16 protein-coding genes are annotated in these 19,941 nt (G+C 64.5%); 14 read left to right on the plus strand and 2 right to left on the minus strand.

Annotated elements, in window-relative coordinates; translation table 11 throughout:
• Positions 1-103: 103 nt before the first annotated feature.
• The 8 genes from WIT60_RS11085 (at position 104) to ppnP (ending at position 9,859) form a co-directional block, all read left to right on the plus strand.
• Positions 104-2,131 carry a PAS-domain containing protein gene (locus WIT60_RS11085; protein WP_339583986.1) on the plus strand — a complete coding sequence of 676 codons (2,028 nt, stop codon included), beginning with the start codon at positions 104-106 and terminating at the stop codon, positions 2,129-2,131.
• Positions 2,132-2,133: 2 nt separating this feature from the next.
• A complete protein-coding gene (locus WIT60_RS11090; protein WP_339584080.1) occupies positions 2,134-2,841 on the plus strand; it encodes a response regulator in 708 nt (235 codons plus the stop codon).
• Between the two features lie 35 nt (positions 2,842-2,876).
• A complete protein-coding gene (locus WIT60_RS11095) occupies positions 2,877-3,788 on the plus strand; it encodes a DUF4394 domain-containing protein (protein ID WP_339583987.1) in 912 nt (303 codons plus the stop codon).
• Positions 3,778-4,395, plus strand: a complete 618-nt coding sequence (locus WIT60_RS11100; RefSeq protein ID WP_339583988.1) for a methylamine utilization protein — start codon at positions 3,778-3,780, stop codon at positions 4,393-4,395. The genes WIT60_RS11095 and WIT60_RS11100 overlap by 11 nt, the downstream gene beginning before the upstream one ends.
• Positions 4,392-6,737, plus strand: a complete 2,346-nt coding sequence (locus WIT60_RS11105) for a putative bifunctional diguanylate cyclase/phosphodiesterase (RefSeq protein WP_339583989.1) — start codon at positions 4,392-4,394, stop codon at positions 6,735-6,737. Before WIT60_RS11100 ends, WIT60_RS11105 begins: the two co-directional genes overlap by 4 nt.
• Positions 6,738-6,792: 55 nt before the next feature.
• A complete protein-coding gene (locus tag WIT60_RS11110) occupies positions 6,793-7,899 on the plus strand; it encodes a PA0069 family radical SAM protein (RefSeq protein WP_339583990.1) in 1,107 nt (368 codons plus the stop codon).
• Between the two features lie 114 nt (positions 7,900-8,013).
• Entirely contained in the window at positions 8,014-9,483 is a 1,470-nt protein-coding gene (locus WIT60_RS11115; protein WP_339583991.1) for an argininosuccinate synthase, read from the plus strand.
• 58 nt (positions 9,484-9,541) lie between these two features.
• Positions 9,542-9,859: a pyrimidine/purine nucleoside phosphorylase gene (ppnP, locus tag WIT60_RS11120; protein ID WP_339583992.1), complete on the plus strand. Its 318-nt coding sequence runs from the start codon at positions 9,542-9,544 to the stop codon at positions 9,857-9,859.
• A gap of 93 nt (positions 9,860-9,952) precedes the next feature.
• Here the strand turns inward: ppnP and murB are convergent, their stop codons facing one another.
• On the minus strand, positions 9,953-11,017 hold the full coding sequence (gene murB, locus WIT60_RS11125; RefSeq protein WP_339583993.1) for a UDP-N-acetylmuramate dehydrogenase: 1,065 nt from the start codon (positions 11,015-11,017) through the stop codon (positions 9,953-9,955).
• A 30-nt stretch (positions 11,018-11,047) separates the two neighbouring features.
• Here murB and WIT60_RS11130 point away from each other — a divergent pair, with 30 nt between their 5' ends.
• The 3 genes from WIT60_RS11130 to WIT60_RS11140 all read left to right on the plus strand — a co-directional run bounded on the left by WIT60_RS11130 (position 11,048) and on the right by WIT60_RS11140 (position 13,054).
• Entirely contained in the window at positions 11,048-11,539 is a 492-nt protein-coding gene (locus tag WIT60_RS11130) for a YajQ family cyclic di-GMP-binding protein (protein ID WP_320362774.1), read from the plus strand.
• Positions 11,540-11,548: 9 nt separating this feature from the next.
• Complete coding sequence (locus WIT60_RS11135; RefSeq protein WP_339583994.1) at positions 11,549-12,208, plus strand: retropepsin-like aspartic protease family protein; 660 nt, start codon at positions 11,549-11,551, stop codon at positions 12,206-12,208.
• Positions 12,209-12,316: 108 nt separating this feature from the next.
• Positions 12,317-13,054 (plus strand): pseudouridine synthase, encoded by a 738-nt coding sequence (locus WIT60_RS11140; protein WP_339583995.1) that lies wholly within the window; start codon positions 12,317-12,319, stop codon positions 13,052-13,054.
• A gap of 65 nt (positions 13,055-13,119) precedes the next feature.
• Here WIT60_RS11140 and WIT60_RS11145 read toward each other — a convergent pair whose 3' ends face one another.
• Positions 13,120-15,252 carry a putative bifunctional diguanylate cyclase/phosphodiesterase gene (locus tag WIT60_RS11145; protein WP_339583996.1) on the minus strand — a complete coding sequence of 711 codons (2,133 nt, stop codon included), beginning with the start codon at positions 15,250-15,252 and terminating at the stop codon, positions 13,120-13,122.
• A 162-nt stretch (positions 15,253-15,414) separates the two neighbouring features.
• On the opposite strand from WIT60_RS11145, the gene WIT60_RS11150 reads away from it, so the two are divergent.
• The 3 genes from WIT60_RS11150 to lspA all read left to right on the plus strand — a co-directional run bounded on the left by WIT60_RS11150 (position 15,415) and on the right by lspA (position 19,871).
• The gene (locus WIT60_RS11150; protein WP_339583997.1) at positions 15,415-16,386 is read left to right on the plus strand and encodes a bifunctional riboflavin kinase/FAD synthetase; all 972 of its coding nucleotides are present in this window, start codon (positions 15,415-15,417) and stop codon (positions 16,384-16,386) included.
• 126 nt (positions 16,387-16,512) lie between these two features.
• Positions 16,513-19,335, plus strand: a complete 2,823-nt coding sequence (ileS, locus tag WIT60_RS11155; RefSeq protein ID WP_339584081.1) for an isoleucine--tRNA ligase — start codon at positions 16,513-16,515, stop codon at positions 19,333-19,335.
• A complete protein-coding gene (gene lspA / locus WIT60_RS11160; RefSeq protein WP_339583998.1) occupies positions 19,335-19,871 on the plus strand; it encodes a signal peptidase II in 537 nt (178 codons plus the stop codon). Before ileS ends, lspA begins: the two co-directional genes overlap by 1 nt.
• Positions 19,872-19,941: the final 70 nt, after the last annotated feature.

Here is a 19,941-nt window from a genome sequence, read left to right on the forward strand (position 1 = left end):
CCCAGCAAATGTGACGAATGTTTGCAAGCCGGATTCGGTGTGTTCCAGGCGCGGTGCGCTGCCTAGAATCAGCAGGCTTTGAGCCTCGCAACCGGAGACCCGCGTGACCCATCTAGATGCCGCATTGCAGACTGACACCGGCCACTGGCGTCAACAGACCTTGCAAGCGGGCCTCGACCTGCTCGACCAGGGGCTCACCGTTTTCGACGCCGATTTGAAGCTGGTCGCGTGGAACCGCGCCTTCCTGCAGCTGCTCGATTTCCCGGCGGATCTGGCCTTTGTGGGCGCCCCGTTCGAGAGCTTCATCCGCTACAACGCCCAGCGTGGCGAATATGGGGAAGACGACATCGACGCTGCCGTGGCCGCCCGCGTGGACAAGGCCCGCGAGTTCGTGCCGCACGACATCGAGCGTGTGCGCCCCGATGGCAGCGTGTTGCGCATCACCGGCCAGCCCCTGCCCGGACACGGTTTCGTCACCCTGTATTCCGATGTGACCGAGCAGCGCCGTGCCGAGCAGGCCTTGCGCCAAGCCAACAGCGAGCTGGAATCCCGCGTGCTGGCGCGCACCGCCGAGCTGCAGGCCAGCAACCAGCGCCTGCGCGAGGCACTGGAGGCCAACGAACAGATCACCGCCTCGCTGCGTCGCAGTGAGCACCAGATGCGCCTGGTCACCGACTCGATTCCGGCGCTGGTGGCCTATTTCCGCGCCGATCGCACCTACACCTACGTCAACCGCGGCTATCAGGATTGGTTCGGTCTCGATCCGCACAAGCCCGATGCGGTCAGCGCCCGCGAGTTCCTGGGCTCGGACGTGTACGAGCGCATCAAGCCCAACATCAGCCGCGCGCTGGCAGGGGAAGCCGTCACCTTCGACTACGAGCTGCACACCGTGGCCGGCCAGACCCTGGCCGTGCGCACCACGCTCGTCCCCGACATCGCAGCCGATGGGGACGTGGTGGGCTGCTTCGAGCTCACCTTTGATGTCACGCAGGAAAAGCAGTCACAGGCCCTGGTCGTGCGCGCCCAGAAGATGAAGGCCATGGGCCAGCTCACGGGCGGCTTGGCGCACGACTTCAACAACATCCTCACGGTCATCATCGGCAACCTCTCGGCCCTGGCCGATGCCCGCCCGCAAGACCCACTGGTCACCGAGTTCACCGGCCCGGCCATCGCCGCCGCCCGTCGGGGCGCCGAGCTGATCCGCGGCCTGATGACCTTTGCACGCCAGCAGCCCCTTCAGGCCGGGGCGGTTGATGTCACGGCGCTCACCCAGTCGGTGACCCGCCTGGTGCGGCCGGCTTTGCCAGTGACCCTGCAGTTGGATGTGGTGCTCGACCGTGAACCGGCCTGGACCTGGGTGGACGCGACGCAGCTCGAAAACGCCTTGGTCAACCTCATCCTCAACGCCCGCGATGCCACTCAGTCGCACGGTCGCATCGTCGTGCGCACGTCCACACACACCATCGACGAACGCCAGGCCGAACGCCAGCGTGTGCAGCCCGGCACCTATGTGTGCCTGGAGGTGGTGGACGACGGCGTGGGCATGGACGCGGCCACCGTCTCTCGCATCTTCGAGCCCTTCTTCACCACCAAGCAGGCTGGCAGTGGCACTGGCCTGGGCATGTCCATGGTGTACGGCTTTGTGCGCCAGTCGGGCGGCGCCATCCAGGTGAACAGCACGCCCGGGCAAGGCACCACCGTGTCGCTGTGCCTGCCTGCGATCGAGGTGCCCACCGACGTGCCGGCGCTCGATGACACCGATTTTGCGTCCGACCGCAGTCGCCGTGGTGTGGCGCTGCTGGTGGAGGACGATCCCGATGTGCGCCGTGTCGTGCGCCGCAGCCTGCTCGACCTGGGCTTTGCCGTCATCGAGGCCGCGCACGCGCAGGAAGCGCAGGCTATCCTTGCGCAGATGCCCGATATCAATCTGCTCCTGTCCGACATCATGATGCCCGGTGAGATGAACGGCGTAGGCCTGGCTCGCCTGGCGCGTTTGCAGCGACCTCAGATGCAGGTGTTGCTGATGAGCGGCTGTGCGCCCAGTGGGGACGAGCTCATGGACCTGCCCGTCTTGCCCAAGCCCTTCAGCACCCGCGATCTGGCGGCGGCCCTGGAAGGGCTGACCGCGTGAGCATGCCCCCGGCCCTGATTTACGTCATTGAAGACGAGCTCTCGATCGCCCGTCTGGTGCAATCCGTGCTCGTCGAATTCGGCTTCGAGGTGGAGTGTTTCCACACCGGCGCCAGCGCACTGAGCCGTCTGCCGGTCCGCCGCCCCGATCTGTGCATCATCGACCTGGGCCTGCCCGATATGGACGGCATCGACCTGGTGCGTCAGATCAGCCAGCAGTCTCCCTGTGGCCTCCTGATCCTCAGTGGTCGAGGGCACTCCGCTGACCGCATCATGGGTCTGGAGTTGGGCGGAGATGACTATGTCACCAAGCCTTTCGAGCCGCGTGAACTGGTCGCCCGTGTGCGCAGCATCCTGCGTCGTCGCGGCCAGGTGCCGGGCGGCGGCCAAAGCGAGTCGCGGCGCGTGGCACGCTTTCTGAACTGGACGCTGGACTGCTCGGCCAACACCCTGCGCTCCGACGAGGGGGGCGAGCATGTGCTGGGTGTGGCCGAAGTGCAGGTGCTGCGCACCTTCCTGGAGCGGCCCCATCAGATCCTCACCCGTGAACAATTGGTCGGACGGCGTGGCTTATCTCCCCTGGATCGCAGCATTGACGTGAGGATTTCACGCCTGCGCCGCAAGATCGAAGATGACCCGCTCGATCCGCGTATCATCAAGACCGTCTACGGCGCCGGGTACGTTTTCTCGGCGACTGTCATCTGGGGTTAGGTGCCTGGCGGCACCCGCGCGATGAGAGGGTCTCCATGCGATCTGCCAAGAAAACTGTGAATGTCTCTGGACTTGCCGCTCGCTGCGGGATGGCCTTGGCGCTGGCGGGCGTGCTGTCTGCGTGCACCTCGCTGTCCTTGCCTTGGTCTGAGCCCACAGGGGGCAACCGCCCCGAAACGGTCTGGGCGGTCACGGCCAACCACGAACTCATCCACTTCAATGCGGGCCAGCCTGGCAAGCTGCTCAGTCGCCGTCCACTGCAAGGCCTGAGTGAGGGCGAGGTCATCGTCGGCATCGATTACCGCGTGGCCCGTGGGGTGCTGTATGCCCTCAGCAGTGCCGGGCGCCTGTACACACTCGATACCGTTCAGGCACGTTTGAACTGGGTGCCGGCTCCACTGCTGTCTTTGTCACCGCAACAGGCCCACGGATTCGATTTCAATCCCACCGTCGACCGTATCCGCGTCATCAGCGAAGATGGGCGCAACATGCGTGTGCACCCCGATACGGGCGCGCTGGTCGATGGCGATCCTGCCCAAGCCGGTGTGCAGCCAGACGGTGCCCTGCGCTACGCCGACGCGACCGTTCGGCCGCGCGTGGCCGGCATGGCCTACACCTACAACACCCGAGATGACAAGTTGACCACCGGCTATGCCATCGACATGAGTCAAGGCACGCTGGTGACGTTGGGCAGCGCCGAGGGCGTCAGCCCTGTCGTGTCTCCCAATGGTGGCATGCTGTTCAAGGTGGGCGGCCTGGGCCTGGGGCCTTTGCGTGAGGTCTCCTTCGACATTTCGGACGTGCGCAACACCGCCTTGGCGGCCGTGGTCACGCAGGCCGAGGCCCGGACCCGCCTCTATCGCATTGATCTGCGCACGGGGCAGGCCTCCTTGCTGGGCACCGTGGGCCAGGGGCAATCCTTGCGAGGGGTGGCGATTGAGCCATAAGGGTTGGATCGCTTGGGGGCTCGCCGCATGCTTGAGCCTGGGCGTGGGCACCAGCGGTGCAGCCAGTTTGCAGGTCACAGTGGTGGACGAGCAAGGGCGTCCCGTACCCGATGCCGTGGTGTTCCTGGATTCGGTCCAGGCCAGCAAGGCCGTGCGTCCCATGGCGCAGGTCGACATGGCCCAGCAGAACAAGCGTTTTGTGCCCGATGTGCTCCTCGTCACACGGGGGACCCCGGTGGCCTTTCCCAACCGCGACACCGTGCGCCACCATGTGTACTCGTTCTCGCCCACCAAGCGGTTCGAGCTCAAGCTCTACGTCGGCACGCCTGCCCAACCGGTGGTGTTCGACCAGCCAGGTGTGGCCGTGCTGGGCTGCAACATCCACGATCAGATGATTGCCTGGGTCGTGGTGGTGGACACGCCATACCGAGCCCAAGCCGACGCCGATGGCCGTGTCGTGCTGGACAACGTCCCGCCTGATGCCTACCAACTGCGCCTGTGGCACCAGCGTCTGCCCGTGGGGGCGTCTGCCCAGGCTCAGGCGCTGAGCATGACGGACAAGTCCCTGGCGCTGCGCGTTGTGCTCCGCAAGCTGGAGGCGCCATGACCGACATGGCTCGCTCGTACTGGCGAGACATGTCGCTGTCCACTCGCATCGTGCTGGTCATGCTCATCTTGCTGCTGGTCGTGCAGGCGGCAGGTGGTGCGGTCGTGCGGGCCGCTGTCGAGCAACTGGTGCGGCAAGGGGTGCGCACCGAACTGGAGGTTGGCGAGCGCGTCTGGCAACGTCTGCTGGACTTGCGAGCACAGCGCTTGCAGGAGGCGTCGGTCGTGCTGGCGGCAGATTTCGGCTTCCGCTCGGCCATCGCCAGTGGCGATCAAGGCACCATTGCCTCGGCACTGGACAACAGCAGTGCCCGCATTGGCGCCACCTTGGCGGTGATGCTGTCGCCTGACTTCACGCAGTCCACTGTCAGTGAGGGTGCGCCACCGGTGCCCCACGAGGTGTTCCAGCACTTGGGCACACAGTTGGCTCGGGTGCCGCAAGGCGGGCGATTGGCCCGCATCGGGCCGCAGCCTTACCAGTTCGTCATGGTGCCTGTGAAGGCACCCGTGTTGATCGGCTGGGTGCTGATGGGTTTCCCGCTCGACCAACGGCTGGCCGAAGACTTTGTGCGCCTGTCCAATGTCCACATCGCCATCGTGTCCGAGCAGTCTGATCAGACCCTGGTGCCAGTCGTCTCGACCTTGCCACGGGTGCAGCAGGCCGCCCTGGTCGATGTGGTTCGTCAGCGCCTGTCGTCTGTCACGTTGGGCGAGGACATCTTCGCCGTGCGACAAGGCGCCATGGGCGCCACCGATGGCGCGATGCGCGCGATCTTCTTGCGCTCCATCTCTGAGGCAAGTGGGCCTTACCGGCAACTCCAGCTTCACCTGATCTTGATCACCTTGGGTGGTCTCTTGTTGTTCGCCGTGGGCAGTCACCTCGCCAGCCGACGTGTGACCCGTCCTCTCAAGGAGCTCACCGAGGTCACCGGGGTGTTGGAGCAGGGCCGCTTTGACATTGCCGTGCAAGGCACGCAGCGACACGACGAAGTGGGGCAGCTGGCCCGCGGTTTTGATCGCATGCGCACCAGCTTGGCCCAGCAGCATGAGCAGATCCTCAAGCTCGCCTACTGGGACCGTCTCACCGGCCTGCCCAACCGCGAGCAGTTCCGGGATCGCCTGGTGGCGGCACTCGATCAGGCAGGGCAAGGTCCCCTGGTGGTTCTCACCCTCAACCTGGATCGATTCAAACACGTCAACGAAGTGCTGGGCTATGCCTTTGGCGACGAGCTGCTCAAGGTGGTGGCCGCTCGCCTGCAGCAGCATGTGGGCACCGCAGCCGATCTGGTGGCGCGTGTGGGGGGCGACGAGTTCGTCATCCTGTTGACCCAGGCGGATGCCCAGGCCGCGCTGGCCGTGGCCGATCGCATCACCAGAGGTTTCGAGCACCCACTGGCGCTTGGGGAGCAGACGGTTGATCTCAGTGCCAGCATCGGTGCGGCCTGCTGGCCTGGCGATGGCGACGACGCCGACACCTTGATGAGCCGCTCCGAAGTCGCGATGCACGCTGCCAAGGCACGGACCACCGGCGTGGTGCTGTACGCCCCAGCGCTCGACTCGTCCAGCGCCCAGACCCTGTCTCTGCTGAGCGACCTGCGCCACGCACTGGCGCACGAGGAGTTGCGTTTGTACTTGCAGCCCAAGCTGCACACCGCTTCCGGGCAGATCAGTGCGGCCGAGGCTCTGGTGCGGTGGCAGCACCCTGAACGCGGACTCGTTCCCCCCATGGCCTTCATTCCGTTTGCCGAGCAAACCGGTTTCGTGCGCCAACTCACCTTGTGGGTGTTCGAGGAGGTGGCCCGTCAGTGGTCCAGTCTGCAAAGCGCCGAAGCTGGCCTGCGTGTGGCCATCAACCTGTCCACCCGAGATTTACTGGACCTGGATTTTCCGCAAAAGCTCAGCGCCATCATGGCGCGCCATGGTGTGCAGGCCGAGGCCTTTTGCCTGGAGATCACCGAGAGCGCGATCATGGACGACCCTCAGCGTGCCGAGAACACCCTCAACCGCTTGGCTGAGTTGGGCTTCAAGCTCTCCATTGACGACTTTGGCACCGGCTATTCGTCGCTGGCCTACCTCAAGCGTCTGCCGGTCAGCGAACTCAAGATCGACAAGTCTTTCGTGATGGGCATGGCAGACGACGACAGCGATGCCAAGATCGTCCGCTCGACCATTGACCTGGCCCACAACCTGGGCCTCAGTGTGGTGGCCGAAGGCGTGGAGACCGAAGCCATCTTGCAGCGTCTGCGCGATTGGCGGTGTGACGAAGCCCAGGGTTATTTGGTGAGCAAGCCCATGCCGGCGGCAGACTTCATCGCCTGGCGACAGCGTTGGCAGCGCCGTTGAGCGAGCCTGGTCAGAGTGGCTGACAAAATCCGTGTACTGTATGAAAATACAGTGCATGAGCGATTGGACGCCACCCCCTGATGCCCGTCTGCGTGCCATCCCCCTCAAGGGCCGTGGCACGGCCACCCGTTGGGCGCATCGCTTTGCGGCGCAGGCGCGCGAGGCGGTCGCCGATGGTTGGGAGCGCGAGGAGGATGAGACGACTGCGCGCCCCACCCAGGTCACGCCCGAGCAGGCCCGCAGCATCCTGTCGGGCAACCAGTCTCCCGACATCCCCTTCACCTGGTCCATCAACCCCTACCGCGGATGCGAGCACGGCTGTATCTACTGCTATGCCCGTCCCACCCATAGCTACCTCAACCTTTCGCCCGGTCTGGACTTCGAAACCCGTCTGGTCGCCAAGGTCAACGCTGCCGCCTTGCTGCGCCAGGAGTTGCAAAAACCCAGTCACGTGTGCAGCCCCATCAACATCGGCTCGGCCACCGATCCCTACCAGCCCATTGAACGTGAGTGGCGCATCACTCGCAGCGTGCTGGAGGTGCTGAACAGCTGCCAGCATCCCTACACCCTGATCACCAAGTCCAGCGGCGTAGAGCGCGACATTGACCTGCTGGCGCAAGCCGGTGCGCGCCAGCAGGCCTATGTGATGATCAGCCTGACCACGCTGGACGCCGCGCTGTGCCGCAAGCTGGAGCCCCGTGCGGCCGCACCGCACCGCCGCTTGCAGACCATCCAGCGTCTGTCCGAAGCCGGGGTCCCGGTCGGCGTCAACGTGGCGCCCATCATCCCCTTCCTCAACGAGCCCGAGATTGAAGCGCTCATCGAGGCCGCAGCACAGGCCGGTGCGCAGTCCATCCACTACACCGTGTTGCGCCTTCCCTGGGAGGTCAAGCCTCTGTTCGAAGAGTGGCTCGGCCACCATGTGCCCGACAAGGCCGCGCGCATCATGGCCCGCGTGCGTGAACTGCGCGGCGGCAAGGATTACGACGCCGACTTCAGATGGCGCATGAAAGGCGAGGGCGTCTGGGCGCAGTTGATCTCGCAGCGTGTGCGCAAGGCCGTCGCGCGTCATGGGCTGGAACGCCGTCTGCCGGTGCTGGACGGCAGTGCGTTCAATCCGGCCGCCTTGCGTCCGCCCTCTCCGCAGCTGGGCCTGTTCTGAACCGCCATCCCGGTCAACTGGGGCTGCGAGGGCGATTGTTTGCCGGGCAAGGCACGCCAGCAGAGCCGGGCGCGTCTAAAATCGACGCTTTCGTTTCTCTACCTAGACTCGACCATGTCCAAAACCGCCAAGCCCGTCAAGCCTGCCAAGGCTCCCAAGGCGGCACCTGCTGCCCAGCCGGTTGCTGCTCCTGCTGTTGCCTCCGACAAGGCCCAGAAGATCAAGAAGGTCGTGCTGGCCTACTCAGGCGGTCTGGACACGTCCATCATCCTGAAGTGGCTGCAAGACGAGTACAACTGCGAAGTCGTCACCTTCACCGCTGACATCGGCCAGGGTGAAGAGATCGAGCCCGCACGCGCCAAGGCCCTGAAGATGGGCATCAAGCCCGAGAACATCTTCATCGAAGACCTGCGCGAAGAGTTCGTGCGCGACTTCGTGTTCCCGATGTTCCGCGCCAACGCGCTGTACGAAGGCGAATACCTGCTGGGCACCTCCATCGCCCGTCCGCTGATCGCCAAGCGCCTGATTGAAATCGCCAAGAAGACCAAGGGCGACGCCATCTCGCACGGCGCCACCGGCAAGGGCAACGACCAGGTGCGTTTCGAGCTGGGCGCCTACGCCCTGATGCCTGGCGTCAAGGTCATCGCCCCGTGGCGCGAGTGGGACCTGCTGTCGCGTGAAAAGCTGCTGGCCTATGCCGACAAGCACGGCATCCCGGTCGACTTCAAGAAGCGCAAGGGCGGCGCCCCTTACTCGATGGACGCCAACCTGCTGCACATCAGCTACGAAGGCGGCGTGCTGGAAGATCCGAACTTCGAGCCCGAAGCCAATATGTGGCGCCTGACGGTGTCCCCCGAGAAGGCCCCCAACAAGCCCGAGATCATCGAGCTGACCTATGCCAAGGGTGACGTCGTCGCCATCAACGGCGTGAAGATGTCGCCTGCCACCGTGCTGACCAAGCTGAACGAAATCGGCGGCAAGCACGGCATCGGCCGCCTCGACAAGGTCGAGAACCGCTACGTCGGCATGAAGAGCCGTGGTTGCTATGAAACCCCGGGCGGCACCATCTTGTTGACCGGCCACCGTGCCATCGAGTCCATCACCCTCGATCGCGAAGTGCTGGCGCTGAAGGATGACCTGATGCCGCGTTACGCCCGCATGGTCTACAACGGCTACTGGTTCAGCCCGGAGCGCGAACTGCTGCAAGGCCTGATCGACGCCTCGCAAGCCACAGTCAACGGCACCGTCAAGCTCAAGCTGTACAAGGGCACCATCATGTGCGTGGGCCGTGCCTCCGCCACCGACAGCCTGTTCGATCCCACCATCGCCACCTTTGACGATGACGGCGGCGCCTACAACCAGGCCGACGCAGCGGGCTTCATCAAGCTCAACGCCCTGCGCCTGCGCATCGGTGCCAACGTCAAGGCCAAGCGTGTCGGCGCCAGCCGTGCTGCCAAGCCGGCTGCGAAGCCTGCGGCCAAACCCGCTGCCAAGCCCGCAGCGAAGCCCGCTGCACAGCCAGTGGCCAAGCCCGCTGCCAAGAAGGCGGTCGCCAAGCCTGCAGCCAAGAAGGCCGCTCAGTAACGCCCTTTGAAAGACCGGTGCCTGCGCACCGGTCTTTTGTCATTTTGGAGAGAGACACATGACCACCAACACCCTGGCCGGCACCGTCGCCACCCAAGCCAATGTCTATTTCGACGGCAAGTGCGTCTCGCACACCGTCACCCTGGCCGATGGCGTTCGCAAGTCCGTCGGCGTGATCCTGCCCGCCACGCTGACCTTCAACACCGGCGCGCCCGAAATCATGGAAACCGTTGCAGGCAAGGCCACCATCAAGCTGGCCGGCTCGGACGAATGGAAGACCTATGGCGCCGGCGAGAGCTTCAACGTGCCCGGCAATTCGTCTTTCGAGATCAAGGTCGAGGGCGAGCCCTACCACTACATCTGCCACTTCGGTTGATGCTTGCGGCGTGATGCGCCCATGAAAAAGCCGCTCTTCGGAGCGGCTTTTGTGTTCTGGGTTGCTGGTGCACCCAACATCCCTCGAGAGGCATCAAATCACCACGGGCTCCGGTTCCAGCCGGATGCCAAAGCGCCCGTACACACTCTCTTGGATCGCTCGCGCCAGCGTCACCACCTCGGCCCCGCTGGCGCCACCCCGGTTCACCAGCACCAGCGCCTGGCGTTCGTACACCCCGGCGCGGCCGATCGATTTGCCTTTCCAGCCACAGGCATCGATCAGCCAACCGGCCGCAAGCTTGAACGTGCCGTCCTCCAGGGGGTAGTGCACCACATGCGGGTCGCGCCCAATGATGTCGCGACACTGCTCGGCCGTCACCACCGGGTTCTTGAAGAAGCTGCCCGAGTTGCCGATCACGGCGGGGTCCGGCAGCTTGGCGCGCCGCACCTCGCACACCCAGTCAAAAATCTGCCGCGCATCCGGGGCGGTGATGCCGGTCTCGGCCATCTTGCGCTCCAGCTCCAGGTAGCCCAGCACCGGCTGCCAGGGGCGCGGCAGGCGCAGGCGCACCGTGGTGATCACGCTCTTGCCCGCCAGCGCCTGCTTGAAGATGCTGTCGCGGTAGCCAAAGCGGCACTGCGCGGCCGTGAGCGTGACCGTGCGCCCGGTGATCAAGTCCACCGCGTCCAATGACTCGAAGCGGTCTTTCAACTCCACACCATAAGCGCCGATGTTTTGAACGGGCGAAGCGCCCACCGTGCCGGGAATCAGCGCCATGTTCTCCAGGCCGGGCAAACCGTTGTCCAGACACCAGGCCACTGTCTCGTGCCACGATTCGCCCGCACCCACCTCCACGATCCAGGCGTCGTCACGCGTTTCCAGCAGACGTCGGCCTTTGATCTCCATCTTCAGCACGCAGCGGTCCACGTCCTGCGTCAGCACCAGGTTGCTGCCGCCACCAAGAATGAACTTCGGTGCTCGCCCGAGTTCCGGGTCGTTGACCACGCGCTTCACATCGGCCTCGGAGTGCACATGCACCAGCGTCTTGGCGGTCGCAGGCAGGCCAAAAGTGTTGAACTCACGCAGGCTCGCCTCCCGCTCCAGATCGAGCGAAACAGAAGAAACAGGCGAATCGGCGGCGCGAGAGGGTGTGTGCATGGCAGAATTTTCGCAGACAAAGGAGAACCCATGCCCAGTTTTGACATCAAGCTCGATCCCAACCTGGAAGCCGTCGGCAACGCCGTTGACACCAGCAGCAAGGAAATCGGCACCCGTTTCGACTTCAAGGGCACCAGCGCCGCCGTCGAGTTCAACAAGAAGGACAAGCAGGTCATCGTGTTCGGTGACTCGGACTTCCAGATCGACCAGGTGCGCGACGTGCTCTACAACAAGCTCACCAAGCAGAAGGTCGACATCCGTTTCATGGACGTTGGCAAGGTCGAGAAGATCGGTGGCGACAAGGTCAAGCAGGTCCTCAAGATCAAGGCCGGCATCGAAGCCGAACTGGCCAAGAAGATCACCAAGCTGATCAAGGACAGCAAGCTCAAGGTCAACGCCAGCATCCAGGGCGAAGAAGTGCGCGTGCAAGGCGCCAAGCGCGACGACCTGCAGGCGGCCATGGCCCTGGTCAAGAAAGACATCGCCGACGCCCCGCTGTCCTTCGACAACTTCCGCGACTGAGTCCACACCATGCGACACGCCCATTCGATTCCTCAGATCCTGTTGGGCGTGAGCCTGAGCTTGTGTGCCTGTGCCGCGATGGCGCAAAGTGTGGCCATGACCGGCGGCATGGGCAGCAAGGCCCTGCTGGTCATCAACGGGGGCCAACCCAAGGCCTTGGCGGCCGGTGACACGCACCAGGGCGTGAAGGTCATCAGCGTGACGCCTGATCAGGCCGTGGTCGACGTGGCAGGGCGGCGCCAGACTGTCACGCTCGGCGGCGCGCCAGTCAGCGTTGGGGGGCGTGGTGGCGCAGGCGGCGGCACCGAGATCGTGCTGACGGCAGGCCCGGGAGGGCATTTCGTCACGCAGGGCAGCATCAACGGGCGCGGCACGCAGTTTGTGGTCGACACCGGTGCGACCATGGTGTCCATGGGGGCAGCCGAAGCCCGTCGTCTGGGCATCAATTTCGAGACTGGGCAGCGCATGCAGGCCCACACCGCCAACGGCGTGACGACCGGTTATCGCATCAGCCTGTCGACCTTGCGCATTCAGGATGTCGAGGTTCACAACGTCGAGGCAGCGGTGATGCCCATGGGGATGCCCTACATTCTGTTGGGCAACAGCTTCCTCTCACGTTTTCAGATGAAGCAGGAGAACGGCACGATGACGCTCAAGCGTCGCTTCTGATCGCTCTCTTCACGAACGCGCGGGTCCCTGCGAGAGTCCATCGCGGTCGGAGTGGTAGCACAATGGCGGCCTCGCCCACTCGGGGCTGTCTCATTGCGTTCTCACACCATGGCCAAACGACCACGCCTGCCCGCCGGGCACAACACCCTCGATCAGATCCTGTTTGATCAGGGGTTTGGCGAACGCCGGGTGTGCGAGGGGCTCGTCCTCAACGGCCTGGTTCAGGTCAATGGTGAGGTGGTGGATGACCCGGATGCCGTGTTTCCCGAAGACCGTTTGTCCCTGAGCGTCGATGGCATGCCCTGGGTCACCCACGTCAAGGCGCTGATCATGCTGCACAAGCCGGCGGGCTACGAATGCTCGCTCAAGCCGGGTGCTTGGCCGGGTGTGCACAACCTGTTGCCTGTGCCGCTGCGTCGCCGGGGTCTCCAGCCCGTGGGGCGGCTCGATCAGGACACCACCGGCCTGTTGCTGCTGACCGATGATGGCCCCTTGCTGCACAAACTCACCTCACCCAAGCACCACGTGCCCAAGGTGTACGAGGTGACCTGCAAGCACCCGGTCACCTCGGTCATGTGCGAGAAGTTGCGCAAAGGTGTGGTGCTGGACGACGATCCGGCCCCCGTGCATGCGGATGCGGCCGAGCCGGTGGGAGAGGGCGAGACCTGCCATCTGCGTCTCACCTTGTTGCAAGGCAAATACCATCAGGTCAAGCGCATGGTTGCGGCCGTCAGCAACCGGGTCGAAGGACTGCACCGCAGCCAGATCGGCCGTCTGACGCTGCCCGACGACTTGGCGCCGGGGCAGTGGCGTTGGATCGAAGACCCGGCCATCGTGCTGCCCTGATCTGTTCGCCGGTTTTTTGACTCACTCGTGCGCCGAGGCGAGCAGCCGCAAGATCCTGAGGGGGCTCACAGAATGTTCTTGAAGTCCGTGTTCAGGTACTCGTCCTGCACGCTGGGCGCCTCCCAATCGCGCACCCATGCCACGAACGCATCGGGTGGCATGGGCCGGCTGATGAAGAAACCCTGCGCTTCATCGCAGTGCAGGCCCTCCAGCAGCTTCCAACTCTTGGCCGATTCCAGGCCTTCCGCCACCACACGCATGCCCAGGTTGTGCGCCAAGTCAATGACGGAGCGCACGATCTTGGCGTCGTTCAAGTCGTTTTGCATGTTCAGCACAAACGACTTGTCGATCTTCAACTCTTGAACCGGCAGTGTCTTCAGGTAAGCCAGTGAGGAATAGCCCGTCCCGAAGTCGTCAATCGACAGTTGGAAGCCCAGCTCGCTCAAGCGACTCAAGATTTGTTGACCGTGAACCGGATCGTCCATCGTCGCACCCTCGGTGATCTCCAGCACGATGGCACTCGCTGGCACGTGGTGACGTGTCACGATCGCATGCAGGTGTTGGGGCAACTCACGGTCCATCAGATCTCTGGGAGACAGGTTCACGGCGATCTTCAGATCCAGTCCCGCTTGCAGCCATGCGCGCCAGATGGCCGATGCCTGATCCACGGCCCACAAGGTCAGCACCCGCATGAAGCCGGTCTGTTCGGCAAATGGAATGAAACGATCGGGTGTGATGAGACCGTGCTCAGGATGCTGCCAGCGGATCAAGGCCTCCGCGCCGAGCACCGTGTTCGTGGCCAGGCAAATCTTGGGCTGCAGGAACAACTTCAGTTCATGGCGGTTCACGGCCTGCTTCAGCTCTGTCAGCAAACTCAGTGACGCGGCCTGGTCCGGATCCATGTCTGGGCTGTAGACCATCACACTGCTCATCTTCTGGCGGGCCACATTCATGGCCATCTCGGCATGTGACAGCAATTCATCGGCAGTGCGGCCATCTTCCGGGAACAGCGTGACCCCGGCTTGGGCCATCAGATCAATGGCCTGACCATCCAGCTCGAAAGGCGTGTCCATGTTGCGCAGCAGGGCTTTGGCCAGTTGTGTGGCACTCACCTTGTCCGCGCGAGGGACCAGGCATGCAAACTGATTGCCGCCGATGCGTCCCAGCACATGGTGGACGTCCGGCAGGCTGGCCGTCAGGCGATGTGCCACCTTGCGCAGCAGGGCATCACCCGATGCCTGGCCCAGCACGGCGTTGACGTGTTTGAAGCGCTGAATGTCCAGGGTGATCAGGGCGCCACTGCGCTGTGCTTTGCGCGCCTCGGTGATCTGTTGCGCCAGTCGCATCTGAAAGAAGGCGCGGTTGGGCAAGTGGGTCAGGGTGTCACGGAAAGCCGTCTGGCGAATGTCTTTTTCCCGCTCGTGACGGAACTGTGTGAGGCCCTGCATCATCTTGCCCAGATGGTGCAACTCCGCCGGCCCTGCTGGGATGGGCACATCGGGCCATTCCTCTTGTGTGGCCCGGTGTGTCCAGCCGCTCAGGTCGAGCAAGCCGCGCCGCACCCTGGCACCTTGTTGCCACAGCAGCGCCCCGGCCAACGAGAAGCCCCCTAGCGTCACCAGTGCCAACTGCCAGCGCGCCCGCGCCCAGCCAGGATCGGCCACGGCGGGCCCGGTTCGCAGCCACACCACCGCTCGTCCTCCGGGCAGTGCCGGAGCGCTCACGGACAAGGCAGCATGCAGCCAGCCATCGGCCTCAAACTCAAGGGGGGCGCCATCGCTGCGGTGAGCCGTGAGCGTGCGGCGCTCAGTCAGGCTCAAGGCCTCGTAAGCCGAGGTCCATGCCTTGGCATCCCCGTGGCTGGGTTGCCAGGCGCCATCCACGCGTTCTTGCGCGAGCACTGCCACCTGGACCTGGGGCATCAGGTGCAAGGCGTGTTGCAAGCCAGACTGCAGCGCCTCTGGCGATGCATGCAGGACGGCCGCCTGTCCATGCGGCGGCTGCAGGCCGTTTGGCTGGAGCATGACGCGTGCGACCTGCACACTCTGCCGCAACTCTTCGCGTGCATGGCGCAAATCTGCGCCCGCCTGCTGCTGGCGCAGCACCAGCCACACCAGGCCAGACACGGCCACCGCCAGAATCACGATCGGCAGGACCAGCAAGGCAGGCAGCGGGAGAGCAAGGCGCTTGAAGGGCATGGAGGCGTGGGCAAGGCGCAGAAATAGGTTGACCTTCATTCTCGGACAGAAGGCGGATCGTCGAATCTGCTCCTGCAGAGAATCGTGCTGAAAATTGCGTTTCTGTCACGCTCAACCAGCATCGTCGACGTCTCGGTGCAGGCTGGCCGGATAATGCGCCCCATGCAGATCTTTCGTGGATTCCATCATGCAGCACTGGCGCCCGCCTGTGCGCTGACCATCGGTAATTTTGACGGTGTTCATCGCGGACACCAGGCGATGCTCGCCCTGTTGCGCAACGAGGCCCAACACCGAGGGCTACCCGCGACGGTCCTCACTTTCGAGCCGCACCCGCGCGATTACTTTGCCGCGCTGACGGGCAAGTCCGACCTGGCGCCCGCGCGCATCGCCACCTTGCGTGACAAGCTCTCTGAGCTGGAGCGCTGCGGCGTCGACCAGGTCGTGGTCCTGCCCTTTGACCAGCGCCTGGCCAGCCTCAGCCCCCAGGCCTTCATCGACGATGTGCTGGTGAACGGCCTGAAGGCCCGCTACGTGCTGGTGGGGGATGACTTCCGCTTTGGCGCCAAGCGCGCCGGCGACTACGACCTGCTCGATGCCGAGGGCAACCGCCAGGGCTTCGATGTCGCTCGCATGATGAGTTACGAGGTCCATGGTCTGCGCGTGTCCTCCTCGGTCGTCCGTGACGCCTTGGCTGCGGGCGACATGCCCCAGGTCGAGCGCCTGCTGGGCCGCCCCTACACCATCAGCGGTCACGTCATCCACGGCGCCAAACTGGGCCGCAGCCTCGATTGCCGCACCCTCAACGTCCGCTTCGGGCACGAAAAACCCGCCACTTCAGGCATCTTCGTGGTCCGTGCCCACGGCTTGGCCGAGCAGCCCCTGGAGGGCGTCGCCAGCCTGGGCGTGCGCCCCACGGTGGAGGACGCCGGCCGCGTCCTGCTCGAGGTCCACTGCTTTGATTGGCCCAACACCCTCGGCAAGGAAGGGGGCTACGGTAAAATCGTGCGCGTAGAGCTCTTGCACAAGTTGCGAGACGAGGCCCGTTACGACGGCCTGGAGGCCTTGCAGGCCGCCATCCACCAAGACATTGCCGACGCGCGCGGGTTTTTCGAGGCTCAGCGGCGCGGCGTTTAAGCCGAACCCTGAGCCCCCATGAGCCAAGACCAGACCGCCAAGCCCGGCAAGAGCCAACAAGAAGCCAAAAAGGGCGGCGCCAAACCCGCCGAGGCACCCGAGTCCAAGTACCGCGCCACGCTGAACATGCCGGACACCCCCTTCCCGATGCGGGGGGACCTGCCCAAGCGTGAGCCCGGCTGGGTGGCCGAGTGGGAGCAAAACGGTCTGTACGACAAGCTGCGCGCGGCCCGTCAAGGAGCGCCCAAATTCGTGCTGCACGACGGCCCGCCGTACGCCAACGGCAACATCCACATCGGTCACGCCGTCAACAAGATCCTCAAGGACATGATCGTCAAGGCGCGCCAGCTCAAGGGCATGGACGCCATCTACGTGCCTGGCTGGGACTGCCACGGTCTGCCCATCGAGAACCAGATCGAGAAAACCTTCGGTCGCAACCTCAGCCGCGACGACGTGCAGGCCAAGGCCCGCGTCTACGCCGCCGAGCAGATCGACGGCCAACGCACCGACTTCAAGCGCCTGGGCGTGCTGGCCGACTGGGCCCATCCCTACCGCACCATGGACTTCGGCAACGAAGCCAACGAAATCCGCGCGCTCAAGAAGATCATGGAGCGCGGCTACGTCTACCGTGGCCTCAAGCCTGTCTACTGGTGCTTCGACTGCGGCTCGTCCCTGGCCGAGTTCGAAATCGAATACGCCGACAAGAAGTCGCAAACGCTGGACGTGGCCTTCCCGAGCGCCGAGCCCGCCAAGCTGGCGGCCGCCTTTGGCCTGAGCAGCCTGAGCAAAGACGCCTTCACGGTGATCTGGACCACCACCGCCTGGACCATCCCGGCCAATCAGGCCCTGAACGTCCACGCCGAACTCAGCTACGCCCTGGTCGACACGCCCAAGGGCCTGCTGGTGCTGGCCGAGTCGCTGGTCGAAAAAGCCGTGGCTCGTTACGGCTTTGCCGCCGACGACTGCAAGGTCATCGCAACGACCACCGGCGCCAAGCTCGAAGGCCTCAAGTTCAAGCACCCGCTGGCCCATGTGCATGAAGGCTACAACCGCGAAGCCCCCGTCTACCTGGCCGACTACGTCAGCGCCGAAGACGGCACCGGCATCGTGCACGCCGCCCCCGCCTACGGTGTGGACGACTTCAACTCCTGCATCGCCCACGGCCTGAAGTTCGACGACATTCTCAACCCCGTGCAAGGCAACGGCGTCTACGAGGCCGAACTGCCCCTGTTCGGCGGCATGCACATCTGGAAGGCCGCCCCCGTGGTGCTGGAGACCCTGCGCGAGCACGGCCGCCTGCTGGCCACCCAGGACATCGTCCACAGCTACCCGCACTGCTGGCGCCACAAAACGCCTGTCATCTTCCGCGCTGCCGCCCAATGGTTCGTGCGCATGGACGAAGGCGAGGGCGTCTTCACCACCGACAAGGCCGAGAAGACCCTGCGCCAGACTGCGCTGGACGCCATCGACCACACCACCTTCTACCCCGAGAACGGCCGCGCCCGCCTGCGCGACATGATCGCCAACCGCCCCGACTGGTGCATCAGCCGCCAGCGCAACTGGGGCGTGCCGCTGCCCTTCTTCCTGCACAAGGTCACGGGCGAGCTGCACCCCGACACCATGGCTCTGATGGACAAGGCCGCCGACCTGGTCGAACAGGGCGGCGTCGAAGCCTGGTCCACGCTGGACATGGCCGCCTGGCTGGGTGACCAGGCCGACGACTACGCCAAGTCCACCGACATCCTCGACGTTTGGTTCGACTCGGGCACCTCCTTCTTCCACGTGCTCAACCCTGCCCAGGGCAGCCACCCTGACGCCGGCCACGACGAGCTGCACGAAGCCGACCTCTACCTCGAAGGCCATGACCAGCACCGCGGCTGGTTCCACAGCTCCCTGCTGGCCGCCTGCGCCATCTACGGCCGCGCGCCCTACAAGGGCCTGCTGACCCACGGCTTCACCGTCGACGGCCAGGGCCGCAAGATGTCCAAGTCGGTCGGCAACGTGGTCGCTCCGCAAGAGGTGTCCGGCAAGATGGGCGCGGAAATCATCCGCCTGTGGGCCGCCTCCACCGACTACTCCGGTGACCTGGGCATCGACGACAAGATCCTCGCCCGCGTGGTCGATGGCTACCGCCGCATCCGCAACACCCTGCGCTTCCTGCTGGCCAACACGTCGGACTTCAACCCGGCGACCGACGCCGTGCCGCTGAGCGAGTTGCTCGAGATCGACCGCTACGCCCTGGCCCGTGCCTCGCAGTTGCAGGAAGACATCCTGGCCCACTACGAGCGCTACGAGTTCCACCCCGTGGTCGCCAAGCTGCAGGTGTACTGCTCCGAAGACCTCGGTGCCTTCTACCTCGACGTTCTGAAGGACCGCCTGTATACCAGCGCGACGAACAGCAAGGCCCGCCGCGCTGCGCAAACCGCGCTGTGGCACATCACGAACGGCATGCTGCGCTGGATGGCCCCGTTCCTGAGCTTCACCGCCGAAGAGGCCTGGAAGATCTTCAACGGTGGCGAGACCATCTTCACCGAGACCTACTGGGACTTCCACGAGGCCGACAAGGACACCGAGCTGCTGGCCAAGTGGTCGCGCATCCGCGCCTTCCGCGAAGAGGTCAACCGCCAGATCGAAGAAGTGCGCACCCGTGGTGAAGTGGGCGCCTCGCTGCAAGCCAACCTGTTCGTCACCATCAACGCCGACGACCAGCGCCTGCTGGCCGACCTGCGCAGCCTGGGTGACGACCTCAAGTTCGTGCTCATTGTCTCCAGCGTCGAGCTGGCCGAAGGCCACAGCACCCAGATTGAGGTCAACCCCTCCAAGGCCGTCAAGTGCGAGCGCTGCTGGCACTACCGTGACGACGTGGGCGTCAACCCCGAGCACCCGACGATCTGCGGCCGTTGCGACAGCAACCTGCACGGCGACGGCGAACACCGCGAGCACGCCTGATGGCCACCAAGAAGTCTTCCGGCGCCGCCGCGCGTGGCGGCAACCAGGGCTTGTTGCCCTGGCTCGGCATTGCCGCCATCATCATTCTGCTCGACCAGTTCACCAAGGTGCTCATCGTCGGCTGGATGCAGCACGGTGACAGCCGCGAGGTCTGGTCCTTCTTTAACATCGTGCGGGCGCACAACACCGGCGCGGCTTTCTCGTTCCTGGCGGGGGCGGGGGGCTGGCAACGCTGGTTCTTCGTCGGCCTGGGGGCTGTGGCCACCGTCTTCATCGTCTACATGCTGCGCCAACACGGCAACCAGAAGCTCTTTGCCTGGGCGCTCACGCTCATCCTGGGTGGGGCCATCGGCAACGTCATCGACCGCCTGGTGCACGGCTATGTGGTGGACTTTCTGGACTTCCACTGGGCCTTCCTCTCGGGCATCTTCCCCGGCGGCCATTTCCCGGCCTTCAACGTCGCCGATTGCGCCATCAGTGTGGGGGCGGTGTTGCTGATCCTCGACGAGATCCTGCGCGTGCGCCGCGGGGGCTAAACCCCGCTTTGCTCAGGGATGCGCCTGCGATGTGAGGGCAGGGCGGTGTGCTACGCTGAACGCAGTACAT

This window comes from Aquabacterium sp. G14 (assembly GCF_037482285.1).
GTDB lineage: Bacteria > Pseudomonadota > Gammaproteobacteria > Burkholderiales > Burkholderiaceae_C > Aquabacterium.